We start from the raw sequence: 19801 nt of genomic DNA, 5'->3' as shown, positions 1-19801 counted from the left end.
GTCCCCGTTCGACGCCGACGGCGGGCGGGCTCCCCAACGACAGGAGTCCCCGGACACGCTGAAGTAACCCCCTCCAGCCCAGTCCCGCTCGATCGCCCCCCGCCGCCGCATCGGTCGCTGGCCATGCGCCCTTTCCCTGCAACGAGGTGGGATCAGGATACGGGCGGTTTGGAGGATGAGGATAAGTTCGGGTCGAGAAAGTTCAGGGCGTTGAAATCGCGGGGGTTTGTACGCTGAACGCCGAGGATAAGTCGCCATCCGGGGACATGCTCTCACGGCAGGGCCTCGGTAAATCATCCCGGGAGCCTGGGGTGAGTGCGTGTCCCCAACGTCGTCCACCGCGCCGGAAGCTCATCCCGAAGACGCTCGTCCCACTCGGCGGATAAAGGTGGGGACACGCACTCACCCTGACCGCCCCGCGAACCTGGCTGACACCCTGCCGTGAGAGCATGTCCCCGGCGCTCAAAACGCAAAAATCCCGGAGCGGCCCCTCAGCCGTCCGGGATCTTTTCCAGTCCTCGCCGTGAGGCCGAAGTCCTCGAAGCGCAGCAGCGCGAGGACTCCTACCGCCGACCCGGCATCCCGCGCCCGGAAGCGCGAGCTTCCCGCGACGGAGGCGGCCCCACGGGCGTGGGGACTAGATGTAGCGGCGCAGCGAGCGCGCCAGTTCGGTGGCGCCGGCCTTCTTCTTGGTCTGTTGCGGCTGGTAGGCGATGCGGGCGTGCTCGCCGCAATAGGGACCTTCCGACGAGCGGCGGCCGCAGAAGGTGAAGCCGTCGGTCGACGGATCGCCGATCGGCCACTTGCACATGTGGGCGCCCAGGGTCAGCACGGTGGCCGAACCCGGCTCCTCGGCGCGGAACGCCGGGACCGAGGGTTGCTGGGCCACGGCCGGCAGCGGCGCCGGCTCGGCGGCGATCACCCGGCGCGGCGCCGAAGGCATGGTGGTGGCGGCCGGACGCGCCGGACGCGGGGTCTTGAAGGCCGGACGCGCCGGCTGCGAGGGGGCCGCGCGACCCGACAGGCCGAGGCGGTGGACCTTGCCGATGACGGCGTTGCGCGTGACGCCGCCCAGCTGTTTGGCGATCTGGCTGGCCGAAAGGCCGTCCAGCCAAAGCTTCTTCAAGGTGGTGACCCGTTCGTCAGTCCAGCTCATTGCCCATCTCCGCCTAAAAAAGAGTCCGAAACGGGTTTCCCCGACTCGCTCCGGCCCCTACATCTGGTGTACCAACGGCCCCGCCGGCCGCTCGCCTACCAGATAGTGTAAAGAATACGTTAAAACACACAATAGGCGCCAAGGGGTCTGTCCACAGAAACAACATATTGATTCTGTCGGAGCGCCGCTTGCGCTGGAACGGCCTCGGGCGCACATGCGCAGGCAGTTCGCCCCAAGGCCGCAGGACTCCAAGCTCATGAAAGACGTGACGGACGCCGTCATCCCGCCGCAGCCGCGCGACTACCACGGCTGGAACTGGAGCGGGTTCTTCACCCTGTATCAGCGCGAGATCCGCCGCTTCTGGAAGGTGGGCACCCAGACGGTCGCCGCCCCGGTGGTGACGACGCTGCTCTATATGCTGGTGTTCGTGGTGGCCGTGGGCCCCAGCCGGCAGGCGGTGGACGGCGTCAGCTTCGGCCATTTCGTGGCGCCGGGCCTGATCATGATGGCCATCCTCAACAACGCCTTCGCCAATTCGTCCTCGTCGCTGATCCAGGCCAAGATGATGGGCCTGACGCCGGACTTCCTGACGCCGCCCCTGACGCCGCTGGAGCAGGTCTCGGCCTTCGGCCTGGGCGCGGCGACGCGCGGCATCGTGGTCGGGGCCGTCACCGCCCTGGTGATCGGCGTGCTGCCGGGCGCGGGCCTGCAGATCTCGCACCTGTGGGCGATCGTCTATTTCGCGGTCGGCGCCTCGGTGATCCTGGGCCTGGCCGGGGTGCTGGCGGGCCTGTGGGCCGAGAAGTTCGACCAGCTGGCGGCCGTGACCAACTTCCTGATCATGCCCATGACCTTCCTGTCGGGCACCTTCTACCTGGTCGACCGCCTGCCCGAGCCGTTCCGCTCGGCCAGCCACTTCAACCCGTTCTTCTATCTGATCGACGGCTTCCGCTACGGCTTCATCGGCCACGCCGACGGCTCGGTGGCGATCGGCGCGGTGGTCACCGCGGTGCTGTCGGTGGGCCTGTTCCTGTGGTGCTGGTGGTTGTTCCGCACGGGGTATCGGCTGAAGAGCTGATGCGCGTCACGAGCGTTTGACGAAGCGGCCGCCTCAGAAGAGGCGGCCGTTTTCGTTTCCACACCCCCAAAATCCGCTCATCCCGGCGAATGCCGGGACCCAGATGGAATGGCTTTGAGGCTGACGCCATGAGCGCTGAGCCTTTCCAGTCATCCACACCGCCATGGGATCTGGGTCCCGGCATTCGCCGGGATGAGCGGATCGAGGGGTTTCGCTGGCCCGCTACGGCAATCCCCGTTGTGACCGCAAACAGTGTGGCTTAACCGTCCCTGACACCCAAAATTCACGCCCGGTTTGTTGACAGGGCAGGCTTACGCGCCGACAACGCTGGGCCTTCCGGTCCCCGTGCTTTTGAGCACGGGGGCTTCTTTCCTTTTTGGGAGGCCGTCTTGAGCAGTTCGACGTCGTCTAACCCCTCGCAACACCACATCATGGGCGTCTACAACCGCGCCCCGCTGGCGTTCGAGCGAGGCCGAGGCGCGCGCCTGTTCTCGACCACCGGCGACGAGTACCTGGACTGCGTGGCCGGCATCGCCACCTGCGGCCTGGGCCACGCCAACCCGGTGCTGGTCGAGGCGCTGAAGATCCAGGGCGAGAAGCTCTGGCACGTCTCCAACATCTACACGATCCCCGAGCAGGAAGAGCTGGCCGACCGCCTGTGCGCGGCCACCTTCGCCGACGTGGTGTTCTTCACCAACTCGGGCACCGAGGCGATCGAGTGCGCCCTGAAGGCCGCCCGCCGCTACCATGTGGTCAACGGCCAGCCCGAGCGGGTCGACATCATCGGCTTCGACGGCTCGTTCCACGGCCGCTCGTACGCGGCGGTCAACGCCTCGGGCAACGCCGGCTATCTGGACGGCTTCGGTCCGCGCCTGCCGGGCTACGTCCAGCTGCCGTTCGGCGACTGGGACGCCCTGAAGGCCGCCATCGGCCCGACCACGGCCGGCGTGATCATCGAGCCCGTCCAGGGCGAGGGCGGGGCGCGCGCCCTGACCGACGCCCAGCTCAACGAGCTGCGCCAGATCACCCGCGACGCCGGCGTCCTGCTGATCTTCGACGAGGTCCAGAGCGGCATGGGCCGGACCGGCAAGCTGTTCGCCCACGAGTGGGCCAGCGACGCCGCGCCGGACATCATGGCGGTGGCCAAGGCCCTGGGCGGCGGCTTCCCGGTCGGCGCGTGCCTGGCCTCCACCGAAGGCGCGCGCGGCATGACCCCGGGCGTCCACGGCTCGACCTACGGCGGCAACCCGCTGGCCATGGCGGTGGGCAAGGCGGCGTTCGACGCGATCAACACGCCCGAGATCCTCGACAACGTGAAGACCATCGCCGGCTTCTTCACCCAGCAGCTGGAAGGCCTGAAGGACCGCTTCCCGGACGTCATCGTCGACATCCGCGGCAAGGGCCTGCTGATCGGCATCAAGCTGATCCCGAACAATCGCGAGTTCATGGTCCTGGCCCGCGACGAGAAGCTGCTGATCGCCGGCGGCGGCGACAACTGCGTGCGCCTGCTGCCGCCGCTGAACCTGACGGTCGAGGAAGCCTCCGAGGCCATCGCCAAGCTCGAAAAGGCCTGCGAGGCCGCCCGGGCCAAGGCCGCCGCCTAGGCCGTCTGGCCACCTTATGAAACCGCTCGTTCCGGCGTCGGCCGGGGCGGGCGGGCAGGGGGATATGCAATGACCGAACCCAGACACTTTATCGACCTGTGGAAGCTGGACGGCCCCACGCTGCGCGCCATGCTCGAGGACGCCAAGGCCCGCAAGGCCGCCCGCGCCGGCTGGGGGAAGGGCCGCGTCGACGCCGACGCCCCGGCCCAGGACCGCGTGCTGGCGATGATCTTCCAGAAGAACTCGACCCGCACCCGCTTCTCGTTCGACGCGGCGATCCGCYAGCTGGGCGGCAGCGGCATCATCTCGACCTCGGCCGACATGCAGCTGGGCCGCGGCGAGACCATCGAGGACACCGCCAAGGTGCTGTCGCGGATGGTCGACGCGGTGATGATCCGCGCCAACAGCCACGCCGACGTCGAGCGCTTCGCCCAGGTCTCGACCGTGCCGGTGATCAACGGCCTGACGGACAAGAGCCACCCGTGCCAGATCATGGCCGATCTCCTCACGATCGAGGAGCATCGCGGCGACGTCGGCGGCAAGACCATCGCCTGGGTCGGCGACGGCAACAATGTCTGCTCCAGCTTCATCCACGCCGCGCCGCTGCTGGGCTTCAAGCTGAACATCGCCTGCCCGGCGGTCTATCACCCGGACCTGGTCGACCTGGCCCGCGCCCAGGAGCTGCAGGGCCAGATCACCCTGACCGACGACCCCAAGGCGGCCGTGCGCGGCGCCGACGTGGTCGTGGCCGACACCTGGGTGTCGATGGGCGACACCGACCATGACGAGCGCCTGGCCGCGCTGGAGCCCTATCAGGTCGACGACGCCCTGATGGACCTGTCCAAGCCCGACGGCGTCTTCCTGCACTGCCTGCCGGCCCACCGGGGCGAGGAAGTCACCGACAGCGTGCTGGACGGCCCGCGCTCGCTGGCCTGGGACGAGGCCGAGAACCGTATCCACGCCCAGAAGTCGGTGCTGGCCTGGTGCTTCGGGGCTATCGGCTGATCGAAAGGGCGGGCTGATGTCGAAGATCGAGTTCAACAAGCAGAAGCGCGACGCCTTGCTCGACAAGCTGACGCGCTATCTGGACCGCGAACTCGACTGCGAGGCCAGCCCCCTGCAGACCGGCTTCCTGCTGGACTTCATCTCAGAGCAGATGGGGCCGTACTACTACAATCAGGGCGTCCAGGACGCCCAGCAGCTGTTCGGCGACAAGCTGGAAGACGCCGTCTACGAGATCGAGAAGCCGTTCGTGGATTGAGGGGATGGTGGCTCACCCCCTCGCATTTTCCTCTCAAGCGACTATCTAGCCTCCCCATGACCGACATCGCCGCCCAGACCGCCCTCGGGGACGCCCCCGACGACCTCGTTTCCGCCTTCCAGATCGAGGGCCTGCCCGTGCGCGGCCGGGCCGTGCGCCTGGGCGCGGCGGTCGACGAGGTGCTGACCCGTCACGACTATCCCGAGCCCGTCGCCAACCTGCTGGGCGAGGCCTGCGCCCTGGCGGCCCTGGTCGGCTCCAGCTTGAAGTTCGACGGCCGGCTGATCGTCCAGGCCCAGGGCGACGGCCCGGTGCGCTATGTCGTGGTCGACTACGACACCAGCGGCGCCCTGCGCGGCTATTGCCGGTTCGACGCCGACGAAGTGGCCAAGGTCTCGCAAGGCTTCGTGCGCCCGGGCGCCAGGACGCTGCTGGGCGGCGGAACCTTCATGATGACCGTCGACCAGGGTCCGGACATGGATCGCTACCAGGGCATCACCCCGATCGAGGGCGAAACCCTGGCCCTGTGCGCCGAGCAGTACTTCGCCCAGTCTGAACAGACCCCGACCCGCGTGCGCCTGGCCGTCGGCCAGGTCGACACGGGCCAGGGGCCGACCTGGCGCGCCGGCGGGATCCTGATCCAGGCCATCGCCGGCGACGAGACGCGCGGCGAGACCGAAGAGGCCTGGAGCCACGTCCGCGCCCTGTTCGAGACCACCGGCGAGGACGAGTTGATCGACCCGACCGTGCCGACGACCCTGCTGCTGTGGCGGCTGTTCAACGAGGACGGCGTGCGCCTGCTCGAGGAAAAGCCGCTCCGCGCCTTCTGCCGGTGCTCGGAAGACCGCATCGGCGCGGTGTTGGGCTCGTTCACGGCCGAGGAAGTGGCCGAGATGATCGAGCCCGACGGCAAGATCCACGTGACCTGCGAGTACTGCTCGCGGGTCTACGCCCTGGAGCCGACGACGGCGGCCTGAGGCGGCTACCGGCCGAGCGCGATGGCCCGGAACGCCGGTCCCACCGGATAGACGCGCGTGGGATCGGCGTCGTCGCGCACGAGGGCGTTGTTGAGGATCGTGAACGATCTCATCGCCGTCCCGCCGAAGCTGGCGCGCAGACGGCCCGTGATCATGGCGGCGGGCTTGCCGGACCCCTGGAACGGTTGATCCCAAAGCACCTGGCTGGCCAGGGCCAAGGCTGATTTTCGCGGCAGGGGGACGCCCCCCGAGCCGAAGGCGGCGCACGCGCCGATCCTGGCGCCAGATCGGCTTGAGGGCGTGCCGACGGCCGGGGAAGAAGGTTGGACCGTGGGCGGCGAGAGCGGCGTGGGCGGCGCCTGTGGCGTCGCGACCTGCCAGAGCGAACCGGTTTGTAGAAGGAAGTCTCCCTGGCCGTCGCAATAGATCAGGCCGGTCGGGCCCCAGACAGGCGCGTTCACGACCCTGGCCAGCGCATAGAGCAGTTGGGCGCCATCATCCCCGGCTCCAACGTGGGAGCCGTAGAGATACAGTGTGCTGATCAGCCCGCTCAGAGGTTGGAGGAGCGGGTTCCAGACGCTCTGATTGTCGAGGGCGATATACTGCGAGGACGTGCCGACCGATTGCCCGCCGCCGGTGGCGATGAGCCCCATCATCCCGTGCCCGACCAGCGAGGCCGTCGAGGGTCGCGAGGCGCCGTTCGCGCAGGCCAGCAGATTGCCGGCGGCGGTTTGAACGTCGCTGTGGGCGTGGGCGTCCGGCGTGCCGGCGCGGGCGTTGTCCAGATAGCCGTCGGGCACGGTGGCGTCGATAGACACGCATCCGGGCAGGGGCGCGTTCAGGGGAGGGGGAGTGGGCAAGGCGATCTCCAGACGGCGTTTAGGCGGCGGCGCGGAGCTCCCGCCCGAGGGTTTCGCGATGGAAAAGGGTTCGCGCGAGACGACGCCTCGCGGGCCGTCGGTCAGTCGTAGACGACCGAGAAGCCGCCGTCGGGATGCTCGGTGACGGTGGCGGCGGTGTTCGGCAGTCCCGTGAAATCGACCACGACGATCTTCAAGCTCTTGGCCGGCGTGAACACCTGCCCTGGCGTATAGGCGCCCTCCGCGACCAGGATGCGGGGCGCAGGCGCAACCTTGACGGTCTTGCCCTGGACGACGGGTTCGGGGGTGAAGACCAAGCTGTCCCAGCCATCGTTGTGGATGTTGTCGAACGTGGCCCAGGCGTTGGTGTAGACCGGCGTCGTGACGCCCGGCGGCTGCGTGAAGAGGACGTAGCTCTTGTTCGCGCCGCTCTGATTGAACACGTTGATCGTGTAGGTCGTCATCGCCGTTTTCCCCCGTTTGGCCGACGGAGACCGTCGCGCCCTTATGTCGGCTATGCGGCCAAGCCGCGTGCTAGGCTCAGGCCGCCGCGATCGCCATTTCGCTGAGCTGGCCGCCGATATCGAACGTCGCCTTGACCGGCGTCGCCTGGCTGGGAAGCAGGCGGTGAACGATGGTGGCGGTCGTCCCCCGCTTGCCGCCCACCTCGTGGGCCGCCGGCTCCGCGGCGGTGACGGGCTGGCCCTCGGCGTCGACCAGGGTGACCTTCACCGCGTTCGGGTCCAGCCGCGGCGAGCCCCATGCGCGGGCGATCACCACGTGAACCTCCGGGCCGCCGTCGGCGAGATTGTGGCTCAGATGCACGCCGACCAGCCGATCGCTGGCCTGGAAGCCCTTGGCCACCTCGACCCTGTGCACCGACGCCGACGGCGCCGGCGCCGCGATCGCGCCTTCCACGCTCCAGCTCCGGACGGCCAGCGTCACGCCGGTGGCCGTATCGACGAGCTCGCCCCGGAACTGCAGGTCGACGACGTAGGTGGCGCCATGGAAGAGGTTCGTGAACCCGGGTTGGTCATACATCGCGTACTGTGTTCCGGTCGCCTGGTCCGGAGCGTACCGGCTCCAGGGCGAGGGTGGACAAGCTCGATAGCCGAAGGCCGTGCACGCTCCGGGCGGGCATCCGTCCTCCTGAAAGACGGCGGGCGACATGACCGTAGATCCGCACAGGATGTGGGCTATGACCGAGCCGTCGGCGGAGAACTGGCCCATGACCATCTGGCGGTATTCGCCGGCCGCGCAGCTGCCTCCGGCGCTGTTGGTGAAGGTCGCCGCGATGTTGAAGGGCGCGACGAAATCGTCGCCCTGGAGGGTTGGCTGCAGATTGCCCACGGGCGTGTCGAACGTCGAATAGCCGAGCGTCGAGGCAGCGGCGACCGACAAACCGCCGTCGAGGCCATGGAGGATCTTGGTCGAGGCGGTGGGACTGGCCGAGAAGTCGAGGTGAGACGCTGCCGTGGGGTCGTCAGCCTCGACCGTCAGATGGAAGCGGTCGGGCGTGGGGCTGGGCGGGGCGCCGAGCAGCACGGCGCACAACTTGGCGAACAGGCCGACGGGCTCGGGCGGCGGCGGCGTGAAGCTGACCTCCGCCGAACCTCCCGCCTCGATCTTCTCGCGCACGGACCAGCCTGCGGGGGCGGTGGCGGGCGTCGAGCCTCGGAAGCCGGGCGGCGGCGCCTGGAACACGGTGTAGGTTGCAGCCTTGCTGCTGTTGTTGACGACGATGACTTGATACTGGCTCACGGCTCGTTTCCCCCGCCTGGCGGGAGGGTCTCGCAATCAGCGCAGCTTCGCAATCAAAACGCGCGGTCGGGCTTGTCATCAACTTTAGTGACAACCCGCCGGGGCGGCGGCGCTAGTTGTAGCGCCGCGCCGCGCCCGGCAGGTGCAGCGAGAACTCCGGGATCTGCGCTTCGAACACCTCGCCGGCCTCGGTCATCATCTGGAAGTGGCCGGTCATGGTCCCCGACGCGGTCGGCAGCGGGCAGTTGGAGACGTAGCGGAACGCCTCGCGGGGCCGCAGTTCCGGCTGCTCGCCGACCACGCCCGAGCCCTCGACCTCGGTGGCGCGGTTCAGGCCGTCGGTGATCGTCCAGTAGCGGGAGATCAGCTGCACCGTTTCGGCGCCGTGGTTCTCGATCTCGACCGTGTAGCCCCACATCCACAGCCCTTCCTCGGGCGCGGAGTCCTCGGGCTGGTAGACGGGCGAAACGCGCACGACGATGTCGCGCGTGCGCGCTTCATAGATGCCGGCGTCCGCGCCGCGACGGCGACGGATACGCTTCAGCGGGGGAGAGGACTCACGCCTGATCGAGCGCACGGGTCACGTCTCGGGTCAGGTCCGACAGGCTTTCCAGGCCGACCGACAGGCGCACGCCGCCTTCGACCACGCCCAGCGACGGACGCATCTCCTCGGGCACCGAGCGGTGGGTGGTGGTCGGCGGGTGGGTGGCCATCGACTTGGCGTCGCCCAGATTGTTGGAGATGTCGACGATCTCCAGCGCGTTGAGGAACTTGAACGCCGCCTCGCGCGAGCCGAGGTCGAGCGCCAGCACCGTGCCGCCGCCGCTCATCTGCGACTTGGCGATGTTGTGGCCCGGGTGGTCGGCGCGGAAGGGATACAGCACCTGCTTGACCGCCTTGTGCTCGGCGACGACGTCGGCCAGGGCCGCGGCGCTGTCGTTCTGGCGGCGCACGCGCAGGTCCAGGGTCTCCAGGCCCTTGACCAGGACCCAGGCGTTGAACGGCGAAAGCGACGGGCCGGTGTGGCGCAGGGCGTCGCGGTAGCATTCCTCGTTGATCGCCTCGCTGGTCAGGATGGCTCCGCCCAGCACCCGGCCCTGGCCGTCGATGTGCTTGGTGGCCGAATAGACCACGATGTCGGCGCCCAGCTTCAGCGGCTGCTGGAAGATCGGGGTGGCGAAGACGTTGTCGACGATGACCTTGGCCCCGACCGCGTGGGCCATCTCCGACACCGCGCGGATGTCGGTGATCTCCAGCACCGGGTTCGACGGGGTCTCGATCAGCACCGCCTTGGTGTTGGGGCGGATCGCCGCTTCCCAGGCCTTGGGATCGGTAGCGTCCACGAAGGTGGTCTCGACCCCGAAGCGCGGCAGCCATTCGGCGATCAGCCAGCGGCACGAGCCGAACAGGGCGCGGCCGGCCACCACGTGGTCGCCCGCCCGGACCAGGCCCATCAGGGCCATGTGGATCGAGGCCATGCCGGTCGCCTGGGCGCGGCACACTTCGGCGCCTTCGAGCAGCGCCAGGCGGTCCTCGAACATCTTCACGGTCGGATTGTTGAACCGCGAATAGACGAAGCCCGGATCCTCGCCCGAGAACCGGCGGTCGGCCCCCTCGGCGGTGTCGTAGGTGAAGCCTTGCGTCAGGTAGAGGGCCTCGGCCGTCTCCATATACTGCGAGCGCGCCAGACCGCCGCGGATCAGCTTGGTCGCGACGTCCCAGTCTTTTGGATTCTCGGCCACGGTCACCTCACTGACACACGAAAAGGGCGCGCATGAAAGGTACAGGGCGGGGGTGGGTCAAGCCAACAATTGTCCTGCGTGACAAAGGTTTCGCCTGGTCACGCTCTGGTGGAACCGCGCGGACGTGGTTAACCTCCCGCGCCAGAACTCAAGGTCGGGACCCCGTTTGGAGATTTCCATGACGCTGACGCTCGTTTTCCGTGTCTTCGCCGCGCTGCTCGCCATCTTCGGCGCCTTGAACATCCTGCTGTTGATCCTGTCGGACCGCATGGTCGCGTTCTTTCCGGTGCAGTTCCACGCGGTGAACACCCTGACCGAAGCCACGGCCCTGTTCGGCGTGGGGGCCGGCATCTACCTGCTGGCCAGCGCGCAGGGCGCCAAGAAAGCCCACCACTAGATTTAGGGGAGGCGCGGTCCCCGCTTGCTTCGGGGCGACGCTTTAGCGAGTGTCGCCCCGATGACCGACGCCCACGCCGCAGGGATTCTGCCCTGCCAATCCATCGAGGACCTGATCGCGCAAGAAGCGATCACCTCGCAGACCCCGTTCGACACCGATCAGGTGCAGCCGGCCAGCCTCGACCTGCGCCTGGGCGCGCGGTGCTGGCGGGTGCGCGCCTCGTTCCTGCCCGGCGTGGCCCGCCGCGTGCCCGACCGTCTGAAGGACGTGGCGATGCACGAGCTGGACCTGACCAAGGGCGCGGTGCTGGAGAAGGGCTGCGTCTACATCGCCGAGATCCAGGAGCGCCTGGCCCTGCCGGGCAACATCGCGGCGCGCGGCAATCCCAAGAGCTCGACGGGCCGGGTGGACGTGTTCGTCCGCCTGCTGACCGACCACTCCAAGGCCTTCGACGACGTCGAAGCCGGTTACGAGGGGCCGCTCTATATCGAGATCGCGCCACAGACCTTCTCGGTGCTGGTGCGGGCCGGCACCCGGCTGAACCAGCTGCGCCTCAAGCGCGGCGAGCCGGCCAAGCTGGCGATCAAGAGCGTCGGCGTCGACCTGACCACGGGCATCGTCGGCTTCCGCGGCCGCCGCCATGCCGGGGTCGTCGACCTGGACCACGAGGACGGCCACGATCCGCGCGACTTCTGGGAGCCGCTGGAGACCCGCCATGGCGAGCTGCTGCTGGATCCGGGCGAGTTCTACATCCTGGCCTCGAAGGACAATATCGAGATCCCGGTGCTGGAAGCCGCCGAGATGACGCCGATCGATCCGTCGGTCGGCGAGTTCCGGGTGCACTATGCCGGCTTCTTCGACCCGGGCTTCGGCACCGAGGAGGCCGGCGCGGTCGGCTCCAAGGGCGTGCTGGAAGTGCGCAGCCACGAGACCCCGTTCCTGCTGGAGGACGGCCAGATCGTCGCCCGGCTGGTCTATGAGCCGCTGACCGCGCGGCCCGAGCGGCTGTATGGCGAAGGCGGGTCGCACTACCAGCGCCAGGGCCTGAAATTGTCCAAGCACTTCAAGGCGTGGCGTTAGGTCGCAACGCTTCGCGCTTCACTGATTAACCGCTGTCTTCGTAGCCTGGACGCTTGTTGAGTCCGGACGTCGGGGGACGTGGTGTCGAGTTCGAGCGCGTATCGCAGGCTTCTGGCCGCCGGCCTGGCGGTCTGCGCGCTCGCCTGCGCCACGGCCGCTTCCGCCGCCCCGGCCATGTGGGAAGTGCGCGACCACGACACCCGCATCTATCTGTTCGGCGCCATGCACGTGCTGGCGCCGAACGTGAAGTGGCGCACGCGCGCCTTCGACCGCGCCTACGCCCAGGCCGACAAGATCTGGTTCGAGACCCGGGCCGACGCTGATCCGGCCGAGGTCCAGGCCCTGGTCGACCGCTACGGCGTCGATCCCGAGCGTCCGCTGACCGAAAAGCTGCCGCCGCGTACGGTCGCCACCCTGAAGGCGGCCTTGGAGCGGGACGGCGGCTCGCTGGACCGCGTCGACCGCCTGCGCCCCTGGGCGGCGGCGATGATGCTGTCGGTCCTGCCCATGACCCAGAAGGGCGCTTCGGTGCAGGCCGGAGCCGACGCCACGGTCACCCGGCAGGCCCGCGCCGCCGAGAAGCCGATCGCCACCTTCGAGACCCTGGAGCAGCAGATCCGGCTGTTCGCCGCCCTGCCCGAGGCGGTCGAGGTGCAATACCTCGACGATGTGGCGACCGAGACCCTGACCCCGCCCCGCAACGGCGTGGCCCTGCAGTCGGCCTGGCTGCGCGGCGACATGAACAAGCTGGGCCCGCTGGTGGTCGACGTGATGAAGCGCGACCGCCCGGCGCTGTACGAGGCCCTGCTGAAACGCCGCAACGAGGCCTGGGCGGAGGCCCTGGTCGCCGAGATGGCCAAGCCCGGCGTCGAGCTGGTGGCGGTCGGGGCCCTGCACATGGCGGGCGACGACGGCCTGCCGGCCCTGATGGCCGCGCGCGGGTTCCAGGTGCGGCGGGTGCAGTAGGGTAATCTGTCCTTCTCCCCTTGCGGGAGAAGGTGGCCGCCAAAGGCGGTCGGATGAGGGGTCTATCAAACCTTTCCGTTCATGCACTTGCCGCGCCATCCGACGCCGTGCGACCCCTCATCCGTCGGCTGCGCCGACACCTTCTCCCACAAGGGGAGAAGGAGGGGGAATGACGATGATCGATCCGACTTGGCTCTCAGCCTTCCTGCGCGAGGAGAACCTCCCCGCCGAGTTCGCCGCCGAGATCGAGGCCCTGCACGCGCCGCTGGCCGCCCGGATCGCGGCCGTGGCCATGGGGCCGGCCTTCGTGGTCGGAATCTGCGGTCCCCAGGGCTCGGGCAAGTCGACCACCGTCGCCGTCGTGGCCGCGTTGCTGGAGGTTCGGGGGCTGAAGGTGGCGACCCTGTCGCTGGACGACCTCTACCTGCCGCGCGCCGACCGCGAGGCTCTGGCCCGAGACGTCCATCCGCTGCTGCGCACGCGCGGCGTTCCGGGCACGCACGATGTCGCCCTGGGCCTGGCCGTGCTGGACGGCCTGGCCGGGGAGGGCGAGACGGTCCTGCCGCGCTTCGACAAGGCCTGCGACGACCGCGCGCCCGTCGACGCCTGGCCCGTGGTCGCCGGCCCGGTCGATGTCGTGCTGTTCGAAGGCTGGTGCGTCGGGGCCCGTCCCGAGCCGCCCCAGGCGCTGGCCGCGCCGCTCAACGCCCTGGAGCGCGAGCGCGATCCGGACGGCGCCTGGCGGTCCTATGTCAACGCCGCCCTGGCCGGACCCTACCGCGCCCTGTTCGCCCGCCTCGACCTGCTGGTGCTGCTCACGGCGCCCGATTTCGAGACGGTGCTGGCCTGGCGCCGGGAGCAGGAGGCCAAGCTGCGGGGCCGCCTGGCCGAAGCCGGGCAGGGGGCGGATCGCGCCATGAGCGACGACGAGGTCGCCGTCTTCGTCCAGCACTACGAGCGCCTGAGCCGTCATATCGCCCGCGAGATGCCCGCACGGGCCGACCTCGTCGTGGCGCTGGACGCGGACCGCCGTTCGTCGATCATCTGACCTGCCATTCGGTCGCGCGGCACGGCGTCGCACTAGATGTGGTGTGGCCGCATTTCGGCCTCCACCAATGCTAGTTTCGCTTTGTCGGCGAAACGACTCACCGAGTCGCTGGCCCAGTGGAGCTTTCGGATCATGAACGCACTCTTCGGCGGGCCCTATTCGACCCACGCCAAGCGCGTCACGATCTGGAATCGGGCCGCCCCGATCCCCGGCTGCGACAAGGCCATCTGGCGCTGCGACGACCAGGGCCGGATCATCCGGTGGTCCGACTACGAGGACCGTTTCTCGCGCTATGGCTGGACGATCCTGCGCGAGCGCCGTGAAGGTCTGGCCCAGACCCTGCTTGGCCCCGCCGCCAAGCCCGTCCATGTGAGCCAGGCCGACGCCGCCGCGCTCATGAGCAAGGCCGCCTAGTCCCACCTGTCGCCATTCCTTGATATTTTGACAAGCTTGCTTGACACGATCGCTACGAAATAGGACAAGTGTCCTTGTCATAACGACGAGGAGGCTTGTCATGTCGGACGATGTCGCACCCAGCAGCGCGCTGAAGAAGCTGGGCTTGTTCGCCGCCTTCCTCCTGGCCGTGGCGCTGTCGATCTTGATCGGCAAGCAGGGCGGGGTCTGGGCCTATGTCGGCGGGCTGGGCACCGTGGCCGCGTCGCTGGTCTTCGCCCTGCTGTCCAACCGGCTGTTCCGCCGCGAGAAGATCCGCCCGCCGATGCGCCGCTACCTGCTGCGGCTCGGTGTCTCGATGAGCCTTTACGCCGTCCTGCTTGTGGCGGCGGTCTCGCTGGCGCGCCAGGGACTGGCCGAGGGCGCCTGGGGTTATGCGATCGCCCTGGCCCCGACGATCGGCGTCCTGGGCGCCATCGCCACCGTCGGCTTCTATCTGGTCGAGGAGACCGACGAGTTCGCCCGCACCACCGTGATGCACAGCCTGTTGTGGGCCACGGCCGGCACGCTGAGCATCGCCACGATCTGGGGTTTTCTTGAAACCTTCGACAAGGCGCCGCACGTGGCCACCTGGGCGACCGTGCCGGTGTTCGCGGTGGTCATGGGCCTGGCCCAGGCCCTGATCGCCCGCCGCTATCGCTGACGGACGCGGGACGATGAAGAACCGCCTCAAGGTCCTGCGTGCCGAACGCGACTGGAGCCAGGCCGATCTGGCCGAGCGCCTGGAGGTCTCGCGCCAGACCATCAACGCCCTGGAGACCGGCAAGTACGACCCCAGCCTGCCGCTGGCCTTCAAGCTGGCCCGCCTCTTCGGCCTGCCGATCGAGACCATCTTCCAGGACGAAGCCTGACCTGACGCCGCCAAGTGCTGGCGGCCGCCCGGCCAAACCCAACGCCCTCCATCCATCGGCGCGCCGCCGAACCCTTCCGCACGCCTATCAACCAGGAGTTCCGACCATGACCCACCGTCGTCCGCCTATTCACTTGCTGGTCGTCCTGCTGGCGATCCTGGCCGCCATCGGCGTGTTCGGCCCGGTCCACGCCGCGCCTGTCGCGGTTCCTTCGGCCGCCGCGCCCCGGTTCACCGTCGCGGTGACGGGGCAGGGGCCCGACGTGATCCTGATCCCCGGCCTGGCCTCGTCCGCCGCCGTCTGGGACGACACCGTCAAGCAGTTGCAAGGCCGCTATCGGCTGCACGTGATCCAGATCGCCGGTTTCGCCGGCGCCCCGGTCGGGGCCAACGCCGAGGGGCCGGTGCTGCAGCCGGCGGTCGACGCCCTGGACGGCTACATCAAGTCCGCCGGCCTGAAGTCGCCCGCCGTGATCGGCCATTCGATGGGCGGGCTGATGGGCCTGATGCTGGCCCGCCAGCATCCCGAGGACGTCGGCCGCCTGATGGTCGTCGACAGCCTGCCCTTCTACGCCGTGCTGTTCTCGCCCCAGGCCACGGTCGAGGGCGTCAAGCCGCAGGCCGCCGCCCTGCGCGATATGGCGATGAAGTCGACGCCCGAGCAATGGGCCGCCGGTCAGGCCCGGACCATGACCCGCCTGGTCAAGTCGCCGTCCGGCCTGAAGTCGGCCACCGAGGCCTCGGTCGCCTCCAACCCCTCGGTGACCGGCCGCGCCCTTTATGACGACCTGACCACCGACCTGCGCGGCGAGATCGCCTCGATCAAGACCCCGACCGTGATGCTGTATCCGTGGGACGAGGCGACCGGCGCGCCCCAGTCGGCCTATGACGCGCTCTACACCGGCGCCTACGCCCCGATGACCTCGGCCGGGGTCAAGCGGATCGACGGCTCGCTGCACTTCATCATGCTGGACCAGCCGGCCGCCTTCGCCTTCGAGGTGGAGAGCTTCCTGAAGTAGAGGCGGCTTGCCGGTCGCGCTTCGGCCCGGGACAGTGGCGGCATGATGATTCTGCTCGGGTCCGTCCGCCGCTTCGCCCTCGCCCTGGTCGCTTTCGCGGCGATGGGGGCGAGCCCTGTTCTCGCCGAGCCCGCCCTGTGGGCGATCAAGGACAAGGACTCCACGATCTACCTGTTCGGCACGGTCCACGTGCTCAAGCCCTCCACCCAGTGGCGCTCGCCCAGGATCGACAAGGCGTTCCGGGACGCCGACGAGGTGGTCATGGAGATCGAGCAGCCCGAGGACCCGGCGACGACCCGGGCCCTTATGCTGAAATACGGCGTCGACCAGGCCGCGCCGCTGTCCAGCAAGTTGAAGCCGGAGTCCTACGCCAAGCTGCAGTCCGCCGCCCAGGGCATGGGCTTTCCGCCCCAGGCCCTGGAGCCCATGCGGCCCTGGCTGGCGGCGCTGACGGTGTCGCTGACCCCGCTGCTGCGGGCCGGCTACGATCCCGAAAGCGGCGTCGAGAAGCTGCTGAGCACACAGGCCAAGGCGGCGGGCAAGCCGATCTCGGCCTTCGAGACCATGGAGCAACAGGTGCGCTTCTTCGCCGACATGACGCCGGCTCAGGAGACCCAGTTGCTGGAATCCACCCTGGACGAGATCGACGACGGCCCGGCCAAGATCGACGCCCTGGTCACCGCCTGGGCGGCGGGCGACCAGGCCGAGCTGAAGCGCCAGATGGTCGACGAGATGCAGAGCGAATACCCGGACATCTACAAGCTGCTGCTGGTCGATCGGAACCGGGATTGGGCCAATCAGCTGAAGACCAAGCTGGCCGGCTCGGGCGTCAGTTTCGTCGCGGTCGGGGCGGGGCATCTGGCGGGACCGGACAGTCTGCAGGCGCAGTTGAAAGCGCTGGGGATCGAGGCGAAACAGGTCAAATAGACCGATCGCGGAGAATTCCCGAAAGGACGAATATCGGTAAAACAATGACTTAACAGCTTGACTGTCAGCTCGCCCCATGAGGTTGTAACGAAAAGACGTTTACCCGGGGGGGAGTAAACCGATGTCGTTCGTAAGAGCGAACCAGAAGCTGTCGCGCGCGGTCACGGCCAGGGCGATCGGCGCGACAAGCGTCTTCGACATGTTTCCCAAGCTCGCCACCATGCTCTTCGCCTTGCCGTCGACCCGGCGGGTCCTCGACGCCGGCGCCGGCGCGGCCTGGTGCTTTCCGATCGAGTACAAGTCGTATTTCGGCCTGACCCTGATCGGGAACGACATCGACGCCGACGAGATGGCCCTGAACCCCGCGCTGGACGAGAGGGTCGTCGGCGACGTCTGCAAGTCGCTGAACGTCGATAACGGCACGGTGGACCTGATAACCTCGTATTCCGGCGTCGAGCATTTTCCCGACAACGCCGCCTTCCTGCGCAACTGCCACAAGGCCCTGCGTCCCGGCGGCCGCTGGATCGGCCAGTTTCCCAGCCGCTATGCCTCCTTCGCCATCCTCAATCGACTGATCCCGGAAGATCTCAAGCAACGCCTTCTGAAGGCGCTTCGGCCTGACGCCGTGGACCACATCGGCTTCAAGGCCCACTACGATCGCACCCAGTATTCCGAGTTCCGCAAGATGGCGGAGGAGGCCGGGTTCGTGGTGGAGCACTGGCATCCAGGATACTTCCACTTCTACTTCGGGTTCTTCACGCCGCTCTATCTGCTGTCGCTGGTCAGCGGCCTTCTGCGCATGGCCTTCGGGGCGCGCGACTTCGCCACCTACAACCTGTTCGTCCTGAGAAAATGCGGTCCTGCCGAGATCGTCGTCTTCAACAGGCAGCGCCACGGCGGGGTGGAGCCAACGGCCGTCGCCGCGGCGGCCGCGCTCGAGCCGGCCTGACCGTTCGGCCGTCGCTCCGGATGGATTTCGTCGGGGGCCTTGAGGCCGCTGCGCGAACTCGCTACACGGAGCGGCGCTGAACAGCGCGGGCGTAGCTCAGAGGTAGAGCGTCTGCTTCCCAAGCAGAATGTCGTGGGTTCGATTCCCATCGCCCGCTCCAGCCTCCCGACCCCTCTCACCCGGAAATTGCAAAGCTGGCCGTGACGGTCGGGGTTTGTCCCGTTTTGGCGCGAACAATGTTCGTCCACTGCGGGAAAGCGCTCCGATATCCGTTAAGAACGGTTAAGCTACGCGCGCGCGGACCGCAGTCGGATGTGACCGCGCCGATATCGGGGGAAGTCATGGGCAAGCAGTCGACTGGCGCGGCGAAGGCCGCCGTTGTGGACCCCACGCGCGTGGATCGCCTGGCGCGTTTCGCCGACGGTCTGGAGCAACTGGCCGGACGCTGGGAGCGCGAAGCCCGCGATCCGCGGGTCGCCGCCGCCCTGAGCGAGCGCTTCGGCGCCTCGGCCCCGGAACTGCTGGCCACCCAGGACGCCGTCGGCCACCTGCTGGCCTCTTCCTTCGGAACGCCGGGCGCGCTGCCGCCCAAGCTGCTGCTGCGCCTGCACGACGCCCTGGCGGCCCTGGCCCTGCTGGCGGCCTATGCGCCGCCGCCGGCCGAACTGAACATCATCCCGATTGTCGACGTGAAGAGCCGGGCCCAGGCCGTGCGGCTCGAGACCGCCGCGCGCAAGTTGCTCAAGGGCCTGGGTCGGGTCCTGGCGGCCGGCGCGGTCGGCGCCAGCGTGCTGGCCGCCATGCCGGCGGCCGCCCAGCAATACGTCCAGCACGTCGACGGCGCCCACGCCGACAGCGGCAACGACCAGCCCGCGGTGGGCGAGGACGGCGATTCCGGAAATCCCGGCGGCACGATCAACGGTTCGATCAACGGCAGCTACAGCAACGTCAACGCGCCGGCCGTGAACGTCAGCGCCAACGGCAGTAACGGCGGCGATGGCGGCGTCGGCTTTCTGCTTCCGATCGCGCTGATCTTCGTGGGCTACGGCGGAGACGGCCAGGAGGGCGGCAACGGCGGCACGGTCAACCTGACGGTCGGCGGCAATGTCTCGACCACCGGCGACAACGCGGTCGGGATCCGGGTGCAGACCAACGCCGGCGCGGGCGGCGACGGCGGCTGGGGTCTGGGCGCCGTCGGCGAGGGCGGTTCGGGCGATCACGGGGGCGCTGGCGGCTCGGCCAACCTGATCAACAACGCCTCGGTCCTCACCTATGGCGCCCAGTCCTCGGCCCTGTTCGTGCAGAGCTCGGGCGGCGCGGGCGGCGACGGCGGCGACGGCGACGGGCTGGTCGGCGCGGGCGGGACCGGCAGCGGCAGCGGCCCCGGCGGTTCGGTGAACGTGACCAACAACGACCTGCTGGAGACCTACGGCACGGGGTCGAACGGCATCCTGGCCCAGAGCGTCGGCGGTCTGTCCGGTTCGGGCGGCTCGGCCGGCGGCATCGGCGCCTTCGCGGGCGGCTCCAACGCGGCGGGCGGCGGCGGTTCGGTCGGCGCCGCCAACCACGGTGGAATCCTGACCCACGGCGCCGTCGCCTACGGCGTCCTGGCCCAGAGCGTGGGCGGCGGCGGCGGCGCGGCCGGCGGCGCCGGCGGYGTCGTGGCCTTGGGC

At 68.7% G+C, this 19801-nt stretch carries 21 protein-coding genes, 1 tRNA gene and 1 pseudogene; 17 read left to right on the top strand and 6 right to left on the bottom strand.

The genetic code is table 11. The features are described 5' to 3' along the window. Nucleotides 1–637: 637 nt before the first annotated feature. Nucleotides 638–1156 (bottom strand): cell cycle sigma 70 cofactor GcrA, encoded by a 519-nt coding sequence (gcrA, locus tag AC1DYP_RS23440; protein WP_477035945.1) that lies wholly within the window; start codon nt 1154–1156, stop codon nt 638–640. Between the two features lie 256 nt (nt 1157–1412). Here gcrA and AC1DYP_RS23435 point away from each other — a divergent pair, with 256 nt between their 5' ends. From AC1DYP_RS23435 to AC1DYP_RS23415, 5 genes are all read left to right on the top strand, one after another. Then, the gene (locus AC1DYP_RS23435) at nt 1413–2234 is read left to right on the top strand and encodes an ABC transporter permease (protein WP_477035944.1); all 822 of its coding nucleotides are present in this window, start codon (nt 1413–1415) and stop codon (nt 2232–2234) included. Between the two features lie 389 nt (nt 2235–2623). Next, nucleotides 2624–3838, top strand: a complete 1215-nt coding sequence (locus tag AC1DYP_RS23430) for an acetylornithine transaminase (RefSeq protein WP_477048363.1) — start codon at nt 2624–2626, stop codon at nt 3836–3838. 69 nt (nt 3839–3907) lie between these two features. After that, nucleotides 3908–4843: an ornithine carbamoyltransferase gene (gene argF / locus AC1DYP_RS23425; protein ID WP_477048362.1), complete on the top strand. Its 936-nt coding sequence runs from the start codon at nt 3908–3910 to the stop codon at nt 4841–4843. A 16-nt stretch (nt 4844–4859) separates the two neighbouring features. Next, entirely contained in the window at nt 4860–5099 is a 240-nt protein-coding gene (locus tag AC1DYP_RS23420) for a DUF2164 domain-containing protein (protein WP_477048361.1), read from the top strand. A 56-nt stretch (nt 5100–5155) separates the two neighbouring features. Then, nucleotides 5156–6076, top strand: a complete 921-nt coding sequence (locus tag AC1DYP_RS23415) for an Hsp33 family molecular chaperone (protein ID WP_477048360.1) — start codon at nt 5156–5158, stop codon at nt 6074–6076. Between the two features lie 5 nt (nt 6077–6081). On the opposite strand, the gene AC1DYP_RS23410 is transcribed toward AC1DYP_RS23415, so the two are convergent. The 5 genes from AC1DYP_RS23410 to metZ all read right to left on the bottom strand — a co-directional run bounded on the left by AC1DYP_RS23410 (nt 6082) and on the right by metZ (nt 10439). Continuing rightward, a complete protein-coding gene (locus AC1DYP_RS23410; protein ID WP_477048359.1) occupies nt 6082–6936 on the bottom strand; it encodes a hypothetical protein in 855 nt (284 codons plus the stop codon). A gap of 101 nt (nt 6937–7037) precedes the next feature. After that, a complete protein-coding gene (locus AC1DYP_RS23405; RefSeq protein ID WP_477048358.1) occupies nt 7038–7400 on the bottom strand; it encodes a hypothetical protein in 363 nt (120 codons plus the stop codon). 76 nt (nt 7401–7476) lie between these two features. Then, nucleotides 7477–8697 carry a hypothetical protein gene (locus AC1DYP_RS23400; RefSeq protein WP_477048357.1) on the bottom strand — a complete coding sequence of 407 codons (1221 nt, stop codon included), beginning with the start codon at nt 8695–8697 and terminating at the stop codon, nt 7477–7479. A gap of 112 nt (nt 8698–8809) precedes the next feature. Continuing rightward, nucleotides 8810–9274, bottom strand: coding sequence for a Co2+/Mg2+ efflux protein ApaG (gene apaG, locus AC1DYP_RS23395; protein WP_477035936.1), 465 nt, complete (start codon nt 9272–9274; stop codon nt 8810–8812). Continuing rightward, nucleotides 9255–10439, bottom strand: coding sequence for an O-succinylhomoserine sulfhydrylase (gene metZ, locus AC1DYP_RS23390; protein ID WP_477035935.1), 1185 nt, complete (start codon nt 10437–10439; stop codon nt 9255–9257). The genes apaG and metZ overlap by 20 nt, the downstream gene beginning before the upstream one ends. A gap of 178 nt (nt 10440–10617) precedes the next feature. Between metZ and AC1DYP_RS23385 the strand changes: the two genes are divergently transcribed. The 12 genes and pseudogenes from AC1DYP_RS23385 to AC1DYP_RS23330 form a co-directional block, all read left to right on the top strand. Then, entirely contained in the window at nt 10618–10836 is a 219-nt protein-coding gene (locus tag AC1DYP_RS23385) for a hypothetical protein (protein ID WP_477035934.1), read from the top strand. A gap of 60 nt (nt 10837–10896) precedes the next feature. Further along, nucleotides 10897–11916 (top strand): 2'-deoxycytidine 5'-triphosphate deaminase, encoded by a 1020-nt coding sequence (locus tag AC1DYP_RS23380; protein WP_477048356.1) that lies wholly within the window; start codon nt 10897–10899, stop codon nt 11914–11916. An 81-nt stretch (nt 11917–11997) separates the two neighbouring features. Continuing rightward, nucleotides 11998–12882, top strand: coding sequence for a TraB/GumN family protein (locus tag AC1DYP_RS23375; protein ID WP_477048355.1), 885 nt, complete (start codon nt 11998–12000; stop codon nt 12880–12882). Nucleotides 12883–13051: 169 nt separating this feature from the next. Beyond that, the gene (locus AC1DYP_RS23370) at nt 13052–13930 is read left to right on the top strand and encodes a kinase (RefSeq protein ID WP_477048354.1); all 879 of its coding nucleotides are present in this window, start codon (nt 13052–13054) and stop codon (nt 13928–13930) included. Nucleotides 13931–14062: 132 nt separating this feature from the next. Continuing rightward, nucleotides 14063–14344, top strand: coding sequence for a hypothetical protein (locus AC1DYP_RS23365; RefSeq protein WP_477035930.1), 282 nt, complete (start codon nt 14063–14065; stop codon nt 14342–14344). Between the two features lie 100 nt (nt 14345–14444). Next, nucleotides 14445–15026 carry a hypothetical protein gene (locus tag AC1DYP_RS23360; RefSeq protein ID WP_477048353.1) on the top strand — a complete coding sequence of 194 codons (582 nt, stop codon included), beginning with the start codon at nt 14445–14447 and terminating at the stop codon, nt 15024–15026. 13 nt (nt 15027–15039) lie between these two features. After that, complete coding sequence (locus AC1DYP_RS23355; protein WP_477035928.1) at nt 15040–15234, top strand: helix-turn-helix transcriptional regulator; 195 nt, start codon at nt 15040–15042, stop codon at nt 15232–15234. 106 nt (nt 15235–15340) lie between these two features. Then, nucleotides 15341–16252: an alpha/beta fold hydrolase gene (locus AC1DYP_RS23350; protein ID WP_477048352.1), complete on the top strand. Its 912-nt coding sequence runs from the start codon at nt 15341–15343 to the stop codon at nt 16250–16252. Between the two features lie 42 nt (nt 16253–16294). Next, nucleotides 16295–17179: a TraB/GumN family protein gene (locus AC1DYP_RS23345; RefSeq protein WP_477035926.1), complete on the top strand. Its 885-nt coding sequence runs from the start codon at nt 16295–16297 to the stop codon at nt 17177–17179. Nucleotides 17180–17300: 121 nt separating this feature from the next. Beyond that, nucleotides 17301–18128 carry a class I SAM-dependent methyltransferase gene (locus AC1DYP_RS23340; protein ID WP_477048351.1) on the top strand — a complete coding sequence of 276 codons (828 nt, stop codon included), beginning with the start codon at nt 17301–17303 and terminating at the stop codon, nt 18126–18128. An 85-nt stretch (nt 18129–18213) separates the two neighbouring features. Beyond that, a tRNA-Gly gene (locus tag AC1DYP_RS23335) sits at nt 18214–18288 on the top strand. Between the two features lie 181 nt (nt 18289–18469). Beyond that, a pseudogene (locus AC1DYP_RS23330) lies at nt 18470–19801 on the top strand (hypothetical protein); the annotation flags it as partial.

The organism is Caulobacter sp. P1_D6 (assembly GCF_056406095.1).
The sequence above is the reverse complement of the archived record's forward strand: the minus strand, read 5'-3'. Positions and strand labels throughout refer to the sequence as shown.

Coding starts and splice junctions, on each gene's coding strand:
- gcrA (WP_477035945.1), bottom strand. CDS start 1,156: ATGAGCTGGACTGACGAACGGGTCACCACCTTGAAGAAGCTTTGGCTG.
- AC1DYP_RS23435 (WP_477035944.1), top strand. CDS start 1,413: ATGAAAGACGTGACGGACGCCGTCATCCCGCCGCAGCCGCGCGACTAC.
- AC1DYP_RS23420 (WP_477048361.1), top strand. CDS start 4,860: ATGTCGAAGATCGAGTTCAACAAGCAGAAGCGCGACGCCTTGCTCGAC.
- AC1DYP_RS23415 (WP_477048360.1), top strand. CDS start 5,156: ATGACCGACATCGCCGCCCAGACCGCCCTCGGGGACGCCCCCGACGAC.
- AC1DYP_RS23405 (WP_477048358.1), bottom strand. CDS start 7,400: ATGACGACCTACACGATCAACGTGTTCAATCAGAGCGGCGCGAACAAG.
- AC1DYP_RS23385 (WP_477035934.1), top strand. CDS start 10,618: ATGACGCTGACGCTCGTTTTCCGTGTCTTCGCCGCGCTGCTCGCCATC.
- AC1DYP_RS23380 (WP_477048356.1), top strand. CDS start 10,897: ATGACCGACGCCCACGCCGCAGGGATTCTGCCCTGCCAATCCATCGAG.
- AC1DYP_RS23370 (WP_477048354.1), top strand. CDS start 13,052: ATGACGATGATCGATCCGACTTGGCTCTCAGCCTTCCTGCGCGAGGAG.
- AC1DYP_RS23365 (WP_477035930.1), top strand. CDS start 14,063: ATGAACGCACTCTTCGGCGGGCCCTATTCGACCCACGCCAAGCGCGTC.
- AC1DYP_RS23360 (WP_477048353.1), top strand. CDS start 14,445: ATGTCGGACGATGTCGCACCCAGCAGCGCGCTGAAGAAGCTGGGCTTG.
- AC1DYP_RS23355 (WP_477035928.1), top strand. CDS start 15,040: ATGAAGAACCGCCTCAAGGTCCTGCGTGCCGAACGCGACTGGAGCCAG.
- AC1DYP_RS23350 (WP_477048352.1), top strand. CDS start 15,341: ATGACCCACCGTCGTCCGCCTATTCACTTGCTGGTCGTCCTGCTGGCG.
- AC1DYP_RS23345 (WP_477035926.1), top strand. CDS start 16,295: ATGATGATTCTGCTCGGGTCCGTCCGCCGCTTCGCCCTCGCCCTGGTC.
- AC1DYP_RS23340 (WP_477048351.1), top strand. CDS start 17,301: ATGTCGTTCGTAAGAGCGAACCAGAAGCTGTCGCGCGCGGTCACGGCC.